Below are 16580 nucleotides of genomic sequence, written 5' to 3' on the forward strand. Positions count from 1 at the left end.
GTCATGCCCTCACCGCAGGGTGAGGGCATCGCTGTGGTTTTAGTGCTGTATGCCTGAGCGGTCAGAAAAATCGCTGGCGGAGAGACTATCATCCCGAGTTGCCGCCTGTTTCAGACGGGCATACCGGTCAGGTACCCCTTCAGGACGCGTTTTGAAGCGACGATGCAGCCACATATACTGCTCTGGCGCCATGCGTACGGCCTGCTCAATTGCCCTGTTCATCTGCGTCGCCACGGCTTCTTTATCGCCGCCCTGCAACGCCTCGCTGATATCCTCAAGAATAATCAGTTCGTAACCGGAGCCATCCGCCCTGCGGCGCGGCACAAAGGGAATGACGGCAGGCTTGGCGCTTTTGACCAGCATATAGCTTCCAGCGGTCGTGGCCGCATCCGGAACCGCAAAAAACGGCACAAATACGCTATTGGTTTTGCCATAGTCATGGTCCGGGGCGTACCACAAAATCTCATTCTGCTTCAGCGAGCGGATCATGCCCTTTAAATCATGGCGATCGAGCATGGTTTTATTGGAACGCAGGCGTCCACGCGTCTGAAGCCAGTCCAGCAGCGCATTATTGTTGGGACGATATACCCCAATACCGGGGTTAAGCATGCCAAAGATCCGCGCGCCGAGCTCAAGCGTCAGAAAATGCATCCCCACCAGCACCACGCCCTTTCCTTGCGCCCTGGCCTTTTCCATGTGTTCATAGCCCGTCACGGTAAAGCATTTCCTCACCCGCCACGCGGGCCAGAACCATGCCATCCCGGTTTCGATTACCCCCATTCCTACCGATTCAAAATTACGCTGCAGCAGGGACTCTCGCTCCGCCTTTTTCATCTCCGGGAAACAAAGCTCCAGGTTGCGGCGGGCAATTTCGACGCGGCGGGGAAGCAGGCGCATCGCCAGTCGACCAAGGCCATGACCGATTCTGAACAGAAGCGGATAAGGGAGCAGCATGATGAGCCACAGAGCCGCAATGCCGGCCCAGCTTAGCCAGTAACGGGGATGAAGAAAGGCGAATGAAAAACGGGGTAATTTTGTCATGCGAAAATTATCCTTTAACGTGTCTGTCCTTAATTGATTCTGTTGAAGATCTTTCCTAAGGATTAATAATATGTCAGCCAGAAACGTTAATTGTAGCGGATAAAACAAATCGCATTTTTATCGATTTTTGCGAAAAGCGGGAAAACAAGACGGGAAAAACCGGGGAGGAGAGCCCCCGGCAATTGCGCTTACATTGAATAACCTGGCTTTTTAATTAACTCGTCCAGCTTCGGGCCTATTTCGGTATCCCAGACCTGCGCTTTCCAGTCCTCAGGATCCACCTGATTCAATGCAACGGACACCGAACTGTCTTTGCTGTTGAAATGGCGAATAATCACCTCAGCAATATCCTCGGCCAGGGCGGTTTTTTGTTCGTCGTTCAAATCGCGGGGAAAACATTTGATATCTACGTGTGGCATATGCAGGCTTCCAGTTGTGAGTCAGGCCTCCACGTTATCAGATAATACCGTTGGCCTTTAACACCTTGTGCAGTTCCGGCAGCAGACATACGGCGTTCGCAATCGCCGTGAATTTAGGGGTATTTTCAGCAAACCAGGCGTGACGTGGCCCCCAGGTGCGCGCCACCGCGATATATACATCCAGCAGCGTCAGCCGTTCACCCAGCGCAAACGGGGCGGCCTTGAGCTGAGTTTCGAACCACAAATAGAGGGACTTCCGGTATTCGATGCAGCTTTTCTGCAGCTGTTCCGGCGCATCCGGCGCCCAGCGTTCTGGATAGTCCGCATACGTAAACGTGGGATAGACGTTGGCCACAAACCAGATCAGCAGACGCTGAAACTGCTGGCGTTCGGCCTGCCCCACGGGAGGAGCGAGATCGGGGCATCTGTCGAGCACCATCAGGGCCATCGCCGCCGTTTCGGTCATGATGGCGCCATTTTCCAGCTCCAGCGTGGGCACCTGACACAGCGGGTTGAGCTTTTGCAGCAGCTCGCGCTGCGGGCCGGGCTGGTCAAACCCGTCCACGTTGATAAATTGATAAGGGATATCGGCCAGGGTTAGCATCACTTCACCGATCGCCGAGCCCCAGCCGGGTACGCCATAGAGTTTAATCATGTTGCCCCCTCAGGGATGAAAACCCTAAGTGTAGAGCACCATTAGTAGGTTATCCCAGGCGGGTTGACCTCCGACTGCGCCACCGCTTCGCCCTGCTCGCCCCAGCGCGCCAGCACCTTCTGGTAATCACCCCGCTTAATCGCGCCGTCCAGCGCGGCCTGCAGCGCGTACACCAGCTCATTGCCTTTTTTGGTGGTGGTCGCGACATAGGCTTTTTTCGGACCTAAACCGACGACGCGGGTTTTGCCCGTGAGCGCAGCCTTATAGGCCGATACCGACTGCGGACCAAAGAACACGTCCGCCCTGCCGGACTGAATATAGAGATTGCCCGAGGCATCGTCGTGGAGATAGACCGGCAGCGCAGGCGCTCTTCCCGCCTTTTTGTTCTCTTCGTTCCAGCCCAAAAGGATGCGTTCCTGATTAGTACCAGAGCCGACAATCACCTTTTTCCCGGCCAGATCTTCCGCGCTTTTGATTGACTGGATCTCGCTGGTGGATTTCACCGAAAACGCCAGCGAATCGACGCGGTAGGTCGCAAAATCAAACTTCTCTTTACGCTGTTCGGTCACCGCAATGTTCACCAGCGCCACGTCGTAGCGCCCGGAGGCGATCCCCAGCGGCCAGTCTTCCCACGCCGTTGGCACCAGCTTCAGCTTTAATCCCAGGCTGCCCGCCAGCAGGCGGGCGATATCCGGATCGCTGCCGATGCGCGTGCGGTTATCGCTGGCAAGCAGCGCCAGCGGCGGAGAATTCAGCGCCGAAACGGCGACCGTCAGCGTACCCGGCTCAACGAATTTGTAATTGGCGGGGATCTTCGCCACGGCCTGCCGATCCACCGTCACCGGCAGCGGCTGCTCGTTGGCTTTCAAATCAATGCTGGCGTGGCTCACCGTCGTGAAGACCAGCCCCGCCAGAAGTCCATATTTCATTGGCGCTCCTTACAGCACTTTTGACAAGAACTGGCGCGTTCTGGCATGTGACGGACGGTTTAATACCTCGTCACTGCTTCCCTGCTCGACAATTTTTCCGTCGACCATAAACACCACCTGATCCGCCACCTCCCGGGCAAAGCCGATCTCGTGGGTCACCACCACCAGCGTGGTGCCGGACCGGGCCAGCTTTTTGATCACGTCAAGCACTTCCCCCACCAGCTCCGGATCCAGCGCCGAGGTGGGCTCATCAAACAGCATCACGCGGGGACGCAGCGCCAGCGCGCGGGCAATGGCAATGCGCTGCTGTTGCCCGCCGGAAAGATGGCGTGACCAGGCATCGGCTTTATCCCGTAGCCCAACCACGTCCAGCAGGCTGTACGCCCTGTCCACCGCCTCTTTTTTGCTGAGCTTTTTATGCGCGATGGGCGCCTCTATCAGGTTTTCCAGCACCGTGAGATGCGGAAACAGATTGAAGTTCTGGAACACATAGCCCACGTTGACGCGCTGCTTGAGGATCTCCTTCTCCTTTAGCTCATAGAGCTTATCGCCCTGACGACGGTAGCCAATGTAGTCTCCGTCGATCTGAATAAAACCTTCGTCGACGCGCTCCAGGTGATTAATGGTGCGCAGCAGCGTCGATTTACCGGAGCCGGACGGCCCGAGGATGACCGTCACGGACCCGGGCAGGATCTCAAGCGAAACGTTGTCGAGCGCTTTATGGCGACCAAAATACTTGCTGACGCCGGTAATCGAAATATGTCCTTCAGGAGAGGCTTGCATGGACGGGCTCCTGTGCTGGCGTGGTGGTGACTGAACGGGTGCGACGGGCGGCACGGTTCTGATTAACGGCAGAGCGGCGTTCGCTGCGGGCAAGCGCGCGCTCGACGCCATACTGGATAGCGGACAGGACGGTGGTGATCGCCAGGTACCAGGCGGCACCGACCATCAGCAGCGGGATCACCTCCTGCGTGCGGTTGTAGATCATCTGGATGGTATAGAACAGCTCCGGCATCGCCAGGACATACACCATCGCCGTGCCCTTGGCGAGGCTGATGATTTCATTGAACCCCGACGGCAGAATGGTGCGCAGCGCCTGAGGTAAAATGATCCGCACCGTGCGGCGCCAGGCCGGCAGGCCGAGCGCGGCGGCGGCCTCATACTGCCCGTGATCGACCCCGAGGAATCCGCCGCGAATAATCTCGGCGGTATAGGCGCTCTGCACCAGAGTGAGCCCCACCACGGCGGTAGAAAACTGACCCAGCACGTTGATGGTTTCAAAGCTGCCCCAGGTGATGCCGGTGAACGGCACGCCGAGAGAGAGCGTGTCGTAGAGATAGGAAAAGTTGTACAGGACGATCAGCACCACAATCAGCGGCAGCGATCGAAACAGCCAGATGTAGCCCCATGCCAGGCTGCTCAGAAGCCATGACGAGGACAGTCTCGCCAGCGCCAGCATGCCGCCCAACACCACGCTCAGCGCGGTGCCGATCAGGGTAAGCAGCAGCGTCTGACCGACACCTTCGAGGATCACCGGGTCAAAGAACCAGCGGGCGAACACCGCCCACTCCCAGCGCGGGTTAAAGGCCACGGACTGAATCACGACCGCCAGGACAAACAGCGCCACAGCGGCACCGACGGTCCGCAGCGGATAACGCGCCGGGACCACCTTAATGGTTTCAACGTTGCTCATCGTCGTTCCTCATGCGGTTTTACTGAACGCTTCGCGTACCAGCGTTTTGGTGAAACGCAGCCGGCCGTCAAACGGCGGCTGGCTGTACTCTTCCGGATCGCGGTTCAGATCGAACTGCGCCTGATAGCCCTGGCTGAGATAGAGCCGTACCGCTTCCGGCTGGCGAAAGCCGGTCGTCAGGTAGATTTGGCTATATCCTGCCAGCACCGCCCTGCGCTCCAGCTCCTGCACCACGCGCCCGGCAAGCCCCTGCTGACGCAGGGTTTTGTCCGTCCAGATGCGTTTGATTTCCGCGGTGCGTTCGTCGAAAGGTTTGTACGCGCCGGTGGCGATAATCTTCCCGTCACGCTCCAGGACGATAAACAGCCCCTGCGGCGCTAAATACCACTCGGTGAGTTCAACTTCCGCGTCTTTAGAGAAGTAGTCCCCGTAACGGGCGGCATATTCACCGAACAGCCCCTCAATGATGGGCTGAAGTTCGGCATCTTCCGGGGAAACATCACGAAATCGTTCGCTCATCACGCCTCCTTAATCGCCCAGGCCAGCCGGGTTCACTTCGGACTGAGGAATGCGCTCAACCCCTTCACCCCAGCGGTTCAGCACTTTGTCGTAATCACCGTTTTTGATGACGCCGTTCAGCGCGGTTTGCACCGGCTCAACCAGCCCGCTGCCTTTTTTCAGCGTCACGGCAATGTGCGCCGCCTTCGGCCAGCCGCCGTCGACGCTACCCACCAGTTTGGTTTTCCCGTTTAGCGCCGCTTTCCATGCGCCAATCACGTTCGGACCGAAGTACGCATCCGCGCGTCCGGACTGCAGCGCCAGCGTTTGTGCCGCATCGTCTTTGTTATAGATCGGGGTAAAGGGTTTCAGCCCCTTCTTCAGGTTTTCGGCATTCCATGCCAGCAGGATGGCCTCCTGGTTGGTACCGGAACCGACGATAATCCGCAGCCCGGCGATATCCTCAGCCTTCTCAAGCGACTTGATCGGGCTGTTTGATTTCACGTAGAACCCGAGGGAATCTTTTCGGTAGGTGGCGAAGTCAAACTTCTCTTTACGCTCTTTGGTGACGGTGATGTTGCTGATGGCGGCGTCATATTTCCCGGAGGCCACGCCCAGCGGCCAGTCTTCCCAGGAGGTTGGCACCACGTTCAGCTCCAGCCCCAGGCTGTCAGCGACCAGACGGGCGACGTCAACCTCGCTTCCCAGCAGCGTTTTGTTGTCATCGGAAAACACCGTCAGCGGCGGCTGATTGAGGCCCGCCACCGCAACGGTAAATTTTCCCGGCACGGCAAAGCGATAGTCTTTCGGCAGCTGTGCCACCGCATCATTGTTTTTAGCGGTATTAACCGGCGTTTTATTGGCCTCGATGCTCACGCCGGTGCCGTTAATATTCACATTCTCTGCCCAGACGGCAGGGGTAAAGGCCAGCGCGAGCGCCAGAATAAGCGATGTTTTCTGCATAGCGGTGTTCTCTTTTATTGTTGTGTGAACTGGTTTTTGGGTTCGTCTAAGCCGAGGCTTTCGCGCAGCGTGGTGCCCGGGTAGTCGGTGCGGAACAGGCCGCGGGCCTGCAGAACAGGAACCACCTGGTCAACGAAGCGCGGGAAGGTGTCCGGCGTACCGCCCTGAATGATGAAGCCGTCTGCGGCATAGCCTTCAAACCAGGCCTGCAGGCCGTCGGCCACCTCTTCTGGCGTACCGGAAAAGCGCGGACGCGGTGATGCGGCTTCAAGGGCCACCTGACGCAGGGTTAAGCCGCGCTCGCGGGCGTTACGCTTAATTTCATCGGTGGTGCTGCGGAAGCTGTTTTTGCCTAAGTCGCCGATATCCGGGAACGGCTCGTCGAGCGGATACTGGCTGAAATCGTGATGTTCGAAATAGCGCCCGAGGTAGTTGAGGGCATCGTTAATCGACACCAGCGCCGCCGTGGTTTGATACTGGTTTTCCACGTCATCGGCGTCTTTTCCCACAATCACGCTGACGCCCTGGAAAATATGGAGATCCGAGGCGCGGCGGCCGTTTGTTTCCAGCTGCTGCTTCACGTCGCGGTAAAAGGCTTTTGCCTCGTCGAGGGTGTCGTGATGGGTAAAAATGGCGTCGGCATGTTTCGCCGCCAGCTTTTTCCCGTCGTCCGACGCGCCCGCCTGAAAGACAATCGGCCGTCCCTGCGGCGTGCGGCCAATATTTAGCGGACCGGCAACCTGGAAGAAATCACCGCGGTGGTCGAGCGTATGCAGCCTGGCCGGGTCAAAAAATTGACCGCTATCTTTATTGCGCACAAAGGCGTCGCCCTCCCAGGAATCCCACAGCCCTTTCACCACGTCGAGGTACTCATCCGCAATGCGGTAGCGCAGCGCATGCTCGGGGTGTTTTTCGCGAGAGAAGTTCTTTGCCGAACCTTCCAGCGGCGAGGTCACCACGTTCCAGCCCGCGCGCCCGTTGCTCAGGTGGTCGAGGCTGGCGAACTGGCGCGCCGTGGTGAAAGGCTCGCTGTAGGAGGTGGATAAGGTTCCCACCAGCCCCAGACGCGAGGTAATGCTGGCGAGAGCGGATAACACCGTCAGCGGTTCAAAGCGATTTAAAAAATGCGGGATCGACTTCTCGTTGATATAGAGACCGTCGGCAACGAATAAAAAATCGAGTTTGCCCTCCTCCGCCTTTAACGCCGTCGCTTTGACGAAATCAAAATTGATGCTGGCATCGGCGACGGCCTCAGGGTGACGCCAGGCGGACATATTTCCGGATGCACCATGCAAAATGGTCCCCAGCCGCAGTTGACGATGTGCAGACATATTCACCTCTTAAGAATTAAACGTGTTGCAGGGCTTTTTCCGCAAGCTGTGCAAAATAGCGGGCAGCGGGCTCAATTAAGGCTTCATCCGGGTTGAATGCCGGATGATGTAAACCATACGGGCTGTTGCTGCCGATGCTGACAAACGCCCCCGGGATCTGCTGGAGATAGACCGCGAAATCTTCCCCGCCCATATGCAGCTCGGCGTGTCGGGTTTCGTAACCGGCTTCCCGGGCAACCGAGGTGGCGAAGTCGGCCCAGCGTTCGTCATTTACCAGCGCGGTAGGCCCGGCATACCAGGTGATATCAATCTGCGCGCTAAAGGCGCTGGCAAACCCGGCAGCGATTTCGCCCACGCGGGCCTTCACGTTATGCTGCACTTCCGGGCGGTGGGTGCGCAGCGTGCCTTCCAGCTCGACGCTTTCCGGCAGCACGTTCCAGGTGTTACCGCCTGCAATGCGCGTCACGCTCAGCACCACCGAATCCAGCGTATTGACGTTGCGGCTGGCGACGCTTTGCAGCGCCGTCACCAGCTGGCTCGCCAGCACGATGGCGTCATTGCCTTCGTGCGGACGTGCGGCGTGCGCGCCCTTACCGGTAATGCGGATCACGAAGCGGTCGACGTTGGCATAGAACGGCCCGCCGCGAGTGGCGAACTCACCGACCGGCAGGCCGGGCTCGTTATGCATGCCGAAGATGGCGCTGACGTCACGCAGGGCACCGGCCCGCACCATGCTCTTCGCACCGCCAAAGTTCTCTTCGGCAGGCTGAAACAGGATCCGCACCCGGCCGTTAAGCGAGGCTTCCCGCTCTTTCAGCTTTAACGCGGCGCCGAGGATCACGCTGGTGTGGATATCGTGTCCGCAGGCATGCATCACGCCTGCACGCTGCGAGCTAAACGGCACGCCGCTGCGCTCTTCAATCGGCAGGGCATCGATATCTGCGCGCAGCGCAATCAGTTTGTTGCCCGAGCCGATTTCCGCCACCAGCCCGGTCGACAGGTCGTAAGGCTGTGGGGTAATCCCGGCATTTGTCAGCCACTGGCGCAGACGCGTCGTGGTTTCCACTTCCTGGCCGGACAGCTCCGGGTTCTGGTGCAGCTCGCGACGCCAGGCAATCAGCTGTTCGCCAAAGCTCATACGGTGACCTCCTTGTTAAGACGCGCCTCGGCAAGCAGGCGCAGCGACGCGACGCGCGCTGCCCCCTCCGCTACCGGCGTGTCGATGATAAATTCGTCAATGCCCCACTTTTCATGCAGGGCGTTAAGCTGTACGAGCACCGACTCAGCCGTCCCCGCCAGCAGCGACTGCGCCCGACGTGCAATGCGCACCGGCTCGCTGCCTGCCTGACGCGCAAAGGCGTAGGCCTGCTCTTCGCTGGCCACGGTGACGCGCTGGCCGTTTGCCAGCTCAACGCCCCACACTTCAACCTTCTGCGCCAGCTCATCTGCCTCGGCCTGCGTCGGCGCGACAATCGCCTGTACCGCCACAATCACATCCCGCGCGCTGTTCTTACGCCAGGTCGATACCACCTCGCGCAGCAGCTCCGGGTCACCGTTAAGATGCGCGGCAAACACAAAGTGCCAGTCGAGCCTGGCGGCCAGCAGCGCGCTATCGATGCTCGCACCCAGCAGGAAACCCTCTGCAGGCAACGGCGGCAGCGGCGTGGCGCGAACGGCCTCTTCATCAGACGGATGCACAGGGCGGATCCAGCGATCGAGCTGGGCCAGCTGTTCGGCAAAGCTGCCCTTTTCCTGTTGATTCAGACCCTGCTGAAGCGCGCGGGTTGAGAGCGGTAGCCCGCCGGGGGCTTTACCGACGCCAAGATCCACGCGGCCGGGCGCCAGCGAGGCCAGCACGTTGAAATTCTCAGCGACTTTATAAGGGCTGTAGTGCTGGAGCATCACGCCGCCTGATCCAACGCGGATGCGCGTGGTCTGCCCGAGGATCCATGCAATCAGCAGCTCCGGCGAGGGGCTGGCAAGATGGGGAGTGTTGTGGTGTTCGGCAATCCAGAAGCGGTGATAGCCCAGATTTTCTGCCTGCTGCGCCAGCGCCAGGGTACGCGCCAGCGCATCGGCAGCCGTTTCGTTTTCAGCTATGGGGCTTTTATCCAGAATGCTGATTCGCCATGACATGTTGCGTTCTCGTTTGACTTAACATGTCGACATTATTAAAGGCGTATTTCACCACTGAGAAACAATTAATTTACATTTGGTTTGCCGGAAATCAGATATATAAAACCATGCTAAGAATAAGACTTTAAGGAGGCGATCAGCGTTTCCACCTGCTCGCGACGGGTAATGCGGACGAAGCGAATATGTCCATACTGCGGGTTTTGCAGATCGGCTTCATAACGCGTGCGGTTGTTACGCCAGGTTTTCATCGTCCAGATGAGAATGGACTCTCTGCTGAAAAACGCGCGCCGGAAACTCTCTTTGTTCCCGGTTCCGGGCCAGAGCTCGTGCTTATGCCAGGCCCGTTTGATTGCCCTGGTGACGGCCTGCCAGAGGGTGCGGGCAAAGCCATAATCCACCCACACCACAACGTCGACATTACGCCATTTCACGGGCCGCGTGCGGTTATAGTTGCCATCGAGCACCCAGTCAGGCGAAGCCAGCAGCGCCTGCTCCAGCCTTTCCTGAAACACATCGTCCGGCGTTCCCTGCCAGTCGGGTCGCCAGTAGAGTCTGTCCATCTCAATACAGGGAATAGCCAGTTCGGTCGCAATCTGCTTCGCCAGCGTGCTTTTTCCGCTCCCGCTGGTTCCGATGACGTTAATTTTCACCTCAGCCTCACTGTGTTAAGAAAAACTGACCAAATCATAGCGTTTTGATCCTGTTAACGAAACGCTATTTCAGCATGGCAATTTTTCCTGAGAGACGATCTCCCCCTTTCAATTTGGCTTATGTCATTTATTTACGGCACCACCCAAAAATGCCCCTGAAAATATTTTCATTTTTATTACATTCGATAGTATTAACAGATTAAAAATAATTAACGATGGGTATTTCAGGCGGTCAGAATTTCAGAGAGAATAAGCAAATTATAGTTATAAAAAATAATCATATTCATCTTACCGGAGCGTTTTCCGGACGTTTTTTTATTCTTGCACATCATCATGGAGTTACTCATGAGGCGTAACATTCCCGTTACACAATCCGAGTATTTGCTTAACGATGGTTCGACGTTAATGTCGACCACCGATACAAAAAGTCATATTACCTATGCTAATTCCGCTTTTATTGAAGCCAGCGGATATAAAGAAGAACATCTTCTGGGTGAGCCGCATAACCTCATCCGCCACCCCGATATGCCTGCCGAAGCGTTTGGTGACATGTGGTTTACCCTGCAGCAAGGTGAGACCTGGACGGGGCTGGTGAAGAACCGTCGTCATAATGGCGATCACTACTGGGTGCGGGCTAACGTGACGCCGGTCTGGCAGGGTGGATCCCTGACGGGGTATATTTCCGTGCGAAATATACCCGCACGGGAAGAGATTGCGGCCAGTGAAAAACTGTATGCAAAAGTGCGTAATAACGAATTAAAACATTACCGCTTCTATAAAGGGTTACTGGTTCGCCGCGGTTTATTTTCGTTTATGTCGCTTTTTAAATGTCTCAGCACCCGTAAACGAATTCATCTTGGTATTGCGACGACGGCGTTACTCTCCTGCCTGGCGGTGTATTTATTCCCTGATAAATTTGTGCAATCGGCAAGTCTGGTGCTGCTGTTTACTTCCCTGGCCTGGTATCTTCATGCGCAGATCGCCACTCCGTTAAAATCCATTGTGCAGCAGATGCAGCGCGTGGTTTCAGGACGTAAAACGGACTATTACCATTTTGACAGGATCGATGACATCGGGCTGATGATGCGCCTGGTAAATCAATCAGGTTTGAACCTGAATTCGCTGGTTGACGATGTCGGGGCGCAAATCAGCGGGATTGGCACCATCAGCCAGCAGGTCGCGAAAGAAGGTGCTGCACTGCAGACGCGTTCTGAGGAAACCGCAGACTTTCTGCAGCAAACCGCGTCAGCGGTGGAAGAGATCGCCAGTGCGGTAAAGCAGACGGCAGAAACCGCGAAAGAAGCCACGGAGATGGCGGATCGCACCCGCGACAGCGCCCACCGCGGTGAAGCGATGATGAAAGAAACCATCGGTATGATGCAATCCGTGTCGCAGGATAACAGCCAGATCGTCGATATTATCAGCGTTATCGATCGTATTGCTTTCCAGACAAACATTCTTGCGCTGAATGCTGCCGTGGAAGCGGCGCGCGCGGGTGAAGCCGGGCGCGGGTTCGCCGTGGTGGCGGCTGAGGTGCGCAACCTTGCGCAGCACTCCGCGACGGCGGCGAAAGAGATTAAAACGCTGATTGAGAAAAACGTCGCCAGCGTCAACGCTGGGGTGGAGAAAGTAGAACAAACCGAAACGCAGCTGACGGTGATGATCGACAACGTGCTGCAGGTTTCCACCTTGATTAAGGAGATCGGCCACGCCACGCAGGAGCAAACCCAGGCGCTGACGCTCATTAACGCATCCATCTCCCGTATCGGCGCAATGACCCACAACAATACGGGAATGGTGGATAACGTCACTCATGCCGCGAATCACCTGACGCAGCGCACCACGCGCCTGCAGCAGGCGATTGCCGTTTTTGGCGGTTAGCCGTTCGGGTACTGCTCGTCGGTCACTTTTTCCAGCCATGTTACCGGGCTGCCGTTAACGGATTCGGCGATGGCAATATGCGTCATCGCCGTTTGCGCGCTCGCGCCGTGCCAGTGCTTTACGCCCGGTGGGATCCAGGCGATATCGCCCTGATTCAATACTTCCGCCGCTTTGCCCCACTCCTGTAACCAGCCGCGCCCCTGCGTCACAATCAGCGTTTGTCCAAGGGGATGCGTATGCCACGCGGTGCGCGCACCCGGCTCAAAGGTCACGGTTGCCCCGCCGACGCTGGCAGGTTCGGTCGCCTGAAAAGGCGCGTCAATGCGAACGGTGCCGGTAAACCAGGCTTCCGGTCCCTTTGCCGAAGGTAATGACCCGCTGCGGATAATTTTCATCTTATGCTCCTCGTTGGCTGTTGCGTTAACAGTAGCGCAAAGCAATCCGGAGCATTAGGGTGCATAATCAGATAGAACACATGACTTAAATTCATAAATAGAAACGCGATGCTAAAAGATAATTTCAACGACCTGCTCTCTTTTATGGTAGTCGCCCGCGAGCGCAGCTTTACGCGCGCGGCGGCGCAGCTGGGCGTCTCGCAATCGGCGCTAAGCCATGCCATGCGCAAGCTTGAAGCGCGATTAGACGTTCGCCTGTTAACCCGCACAACCCGCAGCGTGGTTCCGACGCCAGCAGGTGAGCAGCTCTTTTCGCGCTTAAGCCCGCATCTGCTGGAGATCGAACAGGAACTCACGGCGCTTCGTAGCACCCGCGACAAACCCGCAGGCTCTATCCGCATCGTCGCCGGCGAGCACGCGATGGACTCCGTGCTCTGGCCGGTACTGAAGGCTTTTATGGTGCAGTATCCTGAAATTAACGTCGAAGTGACGGTAGATAACGGCCTGACGGATATCGTGGATGGCCGTTTCGACGCGGGAGTACGCCTGGGTGAACAGGTGGCAAAAGATATGATTGCGGTACGGATCGCGCCGGATATGCGCATGGCCGTGGTCGGTTCCACGAATTATCTGGCACGCTTTGGCGTACCGCAGACGCCGGAGCAGCTCGCTGACCACCGCTGTATCAATATGCGCCTGCCCACGCGCGGGGGATTGTATCACTGGGAATTTGAACGCGACGGGCGCGAGCTTCGCGTGCGGGTTGAGGGGCAGCTTACGCTGAGCAACCTGTCGCAGCGCATCGACGCCGCTGAGCATGGCCTCGGATTAGCCTACGTGCCGGAGGCGTCGGTTTTGGGGGCGCTGAGTGACGGACGGCTGGTCAGGGTCCTTGAATCGTGGTGCCCTACTTTCGAGGGGTATCACCTTTATTATCCGAGCCGTCGCCAGCACACTACAGCCTTCAGGTTACTGTTAGATGCTCTGCAGCAGTCAAAATCTTTACCGTCTGGTAATAATTAAGCGAATCTGATGATTAAACAATCAACCCACCGACCGTTTTGTCTAAAAACTCACCACGATTCAGCGTGTTGTGATCGCCGTCTGCTCTGACCACACGATTTCCTTCGACGTGCATCACTTTCGGCACGGTTATATTTTGCGTCGCTTATGAATTGCAGGTAGGATGCCTCGCCATGTTTCGCCTTATCCATACGCAGAATGACTGGGAAGGCGACATGTGTTTGCGCAGAAGCAATCGTTTGTATTGCGCTCTGCCAGACAGGACTATCACGATAATGGTTCAGACAGGCAAACAGGTAACTCAATGAAAACAAGCAATAAAAGCGCAGCCGATCATCATGCTGCTAAACGTCGCTGGTTGAACTCCCACGAAGAGGGCTACCACAAAGCGATGGGCAACCGTCAGGTTCAAATGATCGCCATCGGCGGCGCTATCGGAACGGGTCTGTTTTTAGGTGCTGGTGCGCGTCTGCAAATGGCTGGCCCGGCTCTCGCCCTGGTCTATCTGGTGTGCGGGATCTTCTCTTTCTTCATTCTACGCGCGCTGGGCGAACTGGTACTGCATCGCCCTTCCAGCGGAAGCTTCGTCTCTTACGCCCGTGAATTCCTCGGTGAAAAAGCGGCCTACGTTGCGGGCTGGATGTACTTCGTCAACTGGGCGATGACCGGTATTGTCGATATCACCGCCGTTGCGCTCTATATGCACTACTGGGGCGCGTTTGGCGATGTGCCGCAGTGGGTCTTTGCGCTTGGCGCGCTGGCGATTGTCGGCACCATGAACATGATCGGCGTGAAGTGGTTCGCGGAGATGGAGTTCTGGTTTGCGCTGGTAAAAGTGCTGGCCATCGTGGTGTTCCTGGTCGTGGGTACCGTCTTCCTCGGCAGCGGCAAACCGCTGGACGGCAATGCCACCGGCTTCCACCTGATAACCGACAACGGCGGATTCTTCCCGCACGGTCTGCTGCCTGCGCTGGTACTGGTTCAGGGCGTCGTGTTCGCCTTCGCCTCTATCGAACTGGTGGGCACCGCAGCAGGTGAATGTAAAGATCCGCAGACGATGGTGCCAAAAGCCATTAACAGCGTGATCTGGCGTATCGGTCTGTTCTACGTCGGTTCCGTGGTGCTGCTGGTTCTGCTTCTCCCGTGGACTGCCTATCAGGCGGGTCAGAGTCCGTTCGTGACCTTCTTCTCTAAGCTCGGCGTGCCTTACGTGGGCAGCATCATGAACATCGTGGTCCTGACGGCGGCGCTCTCCAGCCTGAACTCCGGATCCTGCGCTCCATGTCGATGGGCGGTTCTGCGCCGAAGTTCATGTCGAAGATGAGCAAGCAGCAGGTTCCCTATGCGGGGATTCTGGCAACGCTGGTGGTTTACGTTTTTGGCGTGTTCCTGAACTATCTGGTGCCGTCCCGCGTATTTGAGATCGTTCTGAACGTGGCTGCACTGGGGATTATCGCCTCCTGGGCCTTCATCGTGGTCTGCCAGATGCGTCTGCGCAAAGCGATCAAAGAAGGCAAAGCGGCTGATGTGAGCTTCAAGATGCCGGGCGCACCGGTGACCTCCTGGCTCACCCTGCTGTTCCTGTTCAGCGTGCTGGTGCTGATGGCGTTTGACTACCCGAACGGTACCTACACCATCGCGACCATTCCGCTGCTGGCCGTGCTGCTGATTGCCGGCTGGTTCGGCGTGCGTAAGCGCGTTCACGAGATCCACAGCACCGCGCCGGTTCATCACGACGATGAAAAACACGACGCACCGCTGGTAGAAGAAACCTCGCGTTAAGTATCCAGTAAGCATCAAATAGGGAAGGCAACTGCCTTCCCTTTTTTATTTACAGCGCGATACGAATGACGTCGTCAGGCTGGGTGGCTTCCTGCTGGCGAGTCGATTTTTGTTTCACCGTCACGTACAGGGTTTTGCCATCCGCAGAGAGAGCCAGGCTGTTCGGGTAGACCGGCGTGTCGAAGGTTTTTGTGACCTTATAAGATTTCGCGTCGATCACGCTCACCTTACCGGCTTCACGGTGCGTCACATAGGCTTCATTGCGGGCCGGGTTGAACAGGACCGCCAGGGACTCTGGCGCGGCGATTTTCTCGATCACGCTGCCGTCTTTCAGGCTCACCACCAGCACTTCAGGCTGTTTTGAATCGGTCAGGAAGGCACGCTGCCCGGCGGTGTCGAGGCTGAGGTTCAGGTAGAAGTGCTCTTTTCCGTCATCCTGCACTTTTTTACGGCTCAGGATTTTGTTCGTGGCCGTATCAATCGTCACCAGCTCGCCGTCCGCATTCGTGGTGTACAGACGTTTTGCCTGCGCATCCAGCGCCAGGCCGGTGCTGTACGTACCGGTTTTTGCAATTGTCTCTTTAAGCTTCAGCGTTGCGCCATCCACGACCCAAATCACGCTCTCTTTGCCGACGCCGGTGATGTAAATTGTATTGCTCGCGTCATCCGCTACCAGCTGGCGCGGCTGCAGCGGTTTGACGGTTTCACTGCGCTGGCGATTATCAAGCACCAGACGCCCTTTCACGTCGCCGGTTTTCGCATCAATGGCAGTCACCGCGCCGTTGATGGTGTTACCGAACCACAGCGTTTGAGTCGCCTTGTCAAAGGTGGCACCAAAGGGTTTCAGATCGCTATGAATCGCCTGCGTCACATCCAGGGTGATCGGGTCAAGGCGATAGATAACCCCGCCCTTATCGGTTTTACGGCTTTGCGAGGTCGCCACCCACAGCGCGTTCTCCTGCTGGCTGACCGCCATTTCATACGCCCCTTTGCCCACCGCTTTACGCAGCACCTCTTCGGCGGCATGCACCTGGAACGTCCCGGCAAGCAGTAAAGTGGCAGACAGCAGCGACAGGCTCAGACGCGGCGAGCACAGATGACGTAAAGACATAACAATTCCTTTTCTGAAAAGAGGGGTTTGGGCTGACATCACTTCCGGCAGGCAACGTCATGGCATCGCCTTT

Annotated in this window: 14 protein-coding genes and 2 pseudogenes; 3 read left to right on the forward strand and 13 right to left on the reverse strand. The window is 57.1% G+C overall.

Going from position 1 to position 16580, the window contains the following annotated elements; all coding sequences use genetic code 11:
• Nucleotides 1–39 precede the first annotated feature (39 nt).
• From KGP24_RS12485 to KGP24_RS12535, 11 genes and pseudogenes are all read right to left on the reverse strand, one after another.
• A complete protein-coding gene (locus KGP24_RS12485; RefSeq protein WP_223560642.1) occupies nucleotides 40–1041 on the reverse strand; it encodes a Kdo(2)-lipid IV(A) acyltransferase in 1002 nt (333 codons plus the stop codon).
• Nucleotides 1042–1229: 188 nt separating this feature from the next.
• Nucleotides 1230–1460 carry a tautomerase PptA gene (gene pptA / locus KGP24_RS12490; RefSeq protein WP_223560643.1) on the reverse strand — a complete coding sequence of 77 codons (231 nt, stop codon included), beginning with the start codon at nucleotides 1458–1460 and terminating at the stop codon, nucleotides 1230–1232.
• A gap of 37 nt (nucleotides 1461–1497) precedes the next feature.
• Complete coding sequence (locus KGP24_RS12495) at nucleotides 1498–2115, reverse strand: glutathione S-transferase family protein (protein WP_223560644.1); 618 nt, start codon at nucleotides 2113–2115, stop codon at nucleotides 1498–1500.
• A 41-nt stretch (nucleotides 2116–2156) separates the two neighbouring features.
• Entirely contained in the window at nucleotides 2157–3044 is an 888-nt protein-coding gene (locus KGP24_RS12500) for an ABC transporter substrate-binding protein (RefSeq protein WP_223560645.1), read from the reverse strand.
• A 9-nt stretch (nucleotides 3045–3053) separates the two neighbouring features.
• Nucleotides 3054–3827 carry an amino acid ABC transporter ATP-binding protein gene (locus KGP24_RS12505; protein ID WP_223560646.1) on the reverse strand — a complete coding sequence of 258 codons (774 nt, stop codon included), beginning with the start codon at nucleotides 3825–3827 and terminating at the stop codon, nucleotides 3054–3056.
• Entirely contained in the window at nucleotides 3811–4737 is a 927-nt protein-coding gene (locus tag KGP24_RS12510; protein WP_223560647.1) for an amino acid ABC transporter permease, read from the reverse strand. Before KGP24_RS12510 ends, KGP24_RS12505 begins: the two co-directional genes overlap by 17 nt.
• 9 nt (nucleotides 4738–4746) lie before the next feature.
• Nucleotides 4747–5256: a GNAT family N-acetyltransferase gene (locus KGP24_RS12515; protein ID WP_032656866.1), complete on the reverse strand. Its 510-nt coding sequence runs from the start codon at nucleotides 5254–5256 to the stop codon at nucleotides 4747–4749.
• Nucleotides 5257–5265: 9 nt separating this feature from the next.
• Nucleotides 5266–7529, reverse strand: a pseudogene (locus KGP24_RS12520) (NtaA/DmoA family FMN-dependent monooxygenase).
• 16 nt (nucleotides 7530–7545) lie between these two features.
• Entirely contained in the window at nucleotides 7546–8667 is a 1122-nt protein-coding gene (locus KGP24_RS12525) for a M20 peptidase aminoacylase family protein (RefSeq protein ID WP_223560648.1), read from the reverse strand.
• Complete coding sequence (locus tag KGP24_RS12530; RefSeq protein WP_223560649.1) at nucleotides 8664–9665, reverse strand: LLM class flavin-dependent oxidoreductase; 1002 nt, start codon at nucleotides 9663–9665, stop codon at nucleotides 8664–8666. The genes KGP24_RS12525 and KGP24_RS12530 overlap by 4 nt, the downstream gene beginning before the upstream one ends.
• 110 nt (nucleotides 9666–9775) lie before the next feature.
• Entirely contained in the window at nucleotides 9776–10315 is a 540-nt protein-coding gene (locus tag KGP24_RS12535; protein WP_223560650.1) for an AAA family ATPase, read from the reverse strand.
• A 345-nt stretch (nucleotides 10316–10660) separates the two neighbouring features.
• On the opposite strand from KGP24_RS12535, the gene KGP24_RS12540 reads away from it, so the two are divergent.
• Nucleotides 10661–12196 carry a methyl-accepting chemotaxis protein gene (locus tag KGP24_RS12540; protein WP_223560651.1) on the forward strand — a complete coding sequence of 512 codons (1536 nt, stop codon included), beginning with the start codon at nucleotides 10661–10663 and terminating at the stop codon, nucleotides 12194–12196.
• Here KGP24_RS12540 and KGP24_RS12545 read toward each other — a convergent pair.
• Nucleotides 12193–12591 (reverse strand): cupin domain-containing protein, encoded by a 399-nt coding sequence (locus tag KGP24_RS12545; RefSeq protein ID WP_223560652.1) that lies wholly within the window; start codon nucleotides 12589–12591, stop codon nucleotides 12193–12195. The two genes, KGP24_RS12540 and KGP24_RS12545, sit on opposite strands and share 4 nt — an antisense overlap.
• A gap of 108 nt (nucleotides 12592–12699) precedes the next feature.
• Between KGP24_RS12545 and KGP24_RS12550 the strand changes: the two genes are divergently transcribed.
• The gene (locus KGP24_RS12550; RefSeq protein ID WP_223560653.1) at nucleotides 12700–13614 is read left to right on the forward strand and encodes a LysR family transcriptional regulator; all 915 of its coding nucleotides are present in this window, start codon (nucleotides 12700–12702) and stop codon (nucleotides 13612–13614) included.
• A gap of 304 nt (nucleotides 13615–13918) precedes the next feature.
• A pseudogene (gene ansP, locus KGP24_RS12555) lies at nucleotides 13919–15396 on the forward strand (L-asparagine permease).
• A gap of 49 nt (nucleotides 15397–15445) precedes the next feature.
• On the opposite strand, the gene KGP24_RS12560 reads toward ansP, so the two are convergent.
• On the reverse strand, nucleotides 15446–16507 hold the full coding sequence (locus KGP24_RS12560; protein ID WP_223560654.1) for a YncE family protein: 1062 nt from the start codon (nucleotides 16505–16507) through the stop codon (nucleotides 15446–15448).
• Nucleotides 16508–16580: the final 73 nt, after the last annotated feature.

This window comes from Enterobacter sp. JBIWA008, from assembly GCF_019968765.1.
In the GTDB taxonomy this organism is placed as follows: domain Bacteria; phylum Pseudomonadota; class Gammaproteobacteria; order Enterobacterales; family Enterobacteriaceae; genus Enterobacter.

What these genes read in the sequence shown, in the direction of transcription:
- KGP24_RS12525 (WP_223560648.1), bottom strand. Translation starts at nt 8,667, where the DNA reads ATGAGCTTTGGCGAACAGCTGATTGCCTGGCGTCGCGAGCTGCACCAG.
- KGP24_RS12530 (WP_223560649.1), bottom strand. Translation starts at nt 9,665, where the DNA reads ATGTCATGGCGAATCAGCATTCTGGATAAAAGCCCCATAGCTGAAAAC.
- KGP24_RS12505 (WP_223560646.1), bottom strand. Translation starts at nt 3,827, where the DNA reads ATGCAAGCCTCTCCTGAAGGACATATTTCGATTACCGGCGTCAGCAAG.
- KGP24_RS12540 (WP_223560651.1), top strand. Translation starts at nt 10,661, where the DNA reads ATGAGGCGTAACATTCCCGTTACACAATCCGAGTATTTGCTTAACGAT.
- KGP24_RS12495 (WP_223560644.1), bottom strand. Translation starts at nt 2,115, where the DNA reads ATGATTAAACTCTATGGCGTACCCGGCTGGGGCTCGGCGATCGGTGAA.
- KGP24_RS12485 (WP_223560642.1), bottom strand. Translation starts at nt 1,041, where the DNA reads ATGACAAAATTACCCCGTTTTTCATTCGCCTTTCTTCATCCCCGTTAC.
- KGP24_RS12560 (WP_223560654.1), bottom strand. Translation starts at nt 16,507, where the DNA reads ATGTCTTTACGTCATCTGTGCTCGCCGCGTCTGAGCCTGTCGCTGCTG.
- KGP24_RS12550 (WP_223560653.1), top strand. Translation starts at nt 12,700, where the DNA reads ATGCTAAAAGATAATTTCAACGACCTGCTCTCTTTTATGGTAGTCGCC.
- KGP24_RS12515 (WP_032656866.1), bottom strand. Translation starts at nt 5,256, where the DNA reads ATGAGCGAACGATTTCGTGATGTTTCCCCGGAAGATGCCGAACTTCAG.
- KGP24_RS12500 (WP_223560645.1), bottom strand. Translation starts at nt 3,044, where the DNA reads ATGAAATATGGACTTCTGGCGGGGCTGGTCTTCACGACGGTGAGCCAC.
- pptA (WP_223560643.1), bottom strand. Translation starts at nt 1,460, where the DNA reads ATGCCACACGTAGATATCAAATGTTTTCCCCGCGATTTGAACGACGAA.
- KGP24_RS12510 (WP_223560647.1), bottom strand. Translation starts at nt 4,737, where the DNA reads ATGAGCAACGTTGAAACCATTAAGGTGGTCCCGGCGCGTTATCCGCTG.
- KGP24_RS12545 (WP_223560652.1), bottom strand. Translation starts at nt 12,591, where the DNA reads ATGAAAATTATCCGCAGCGGGTCATTACCTTCGGCAAAGGGACCGGAA.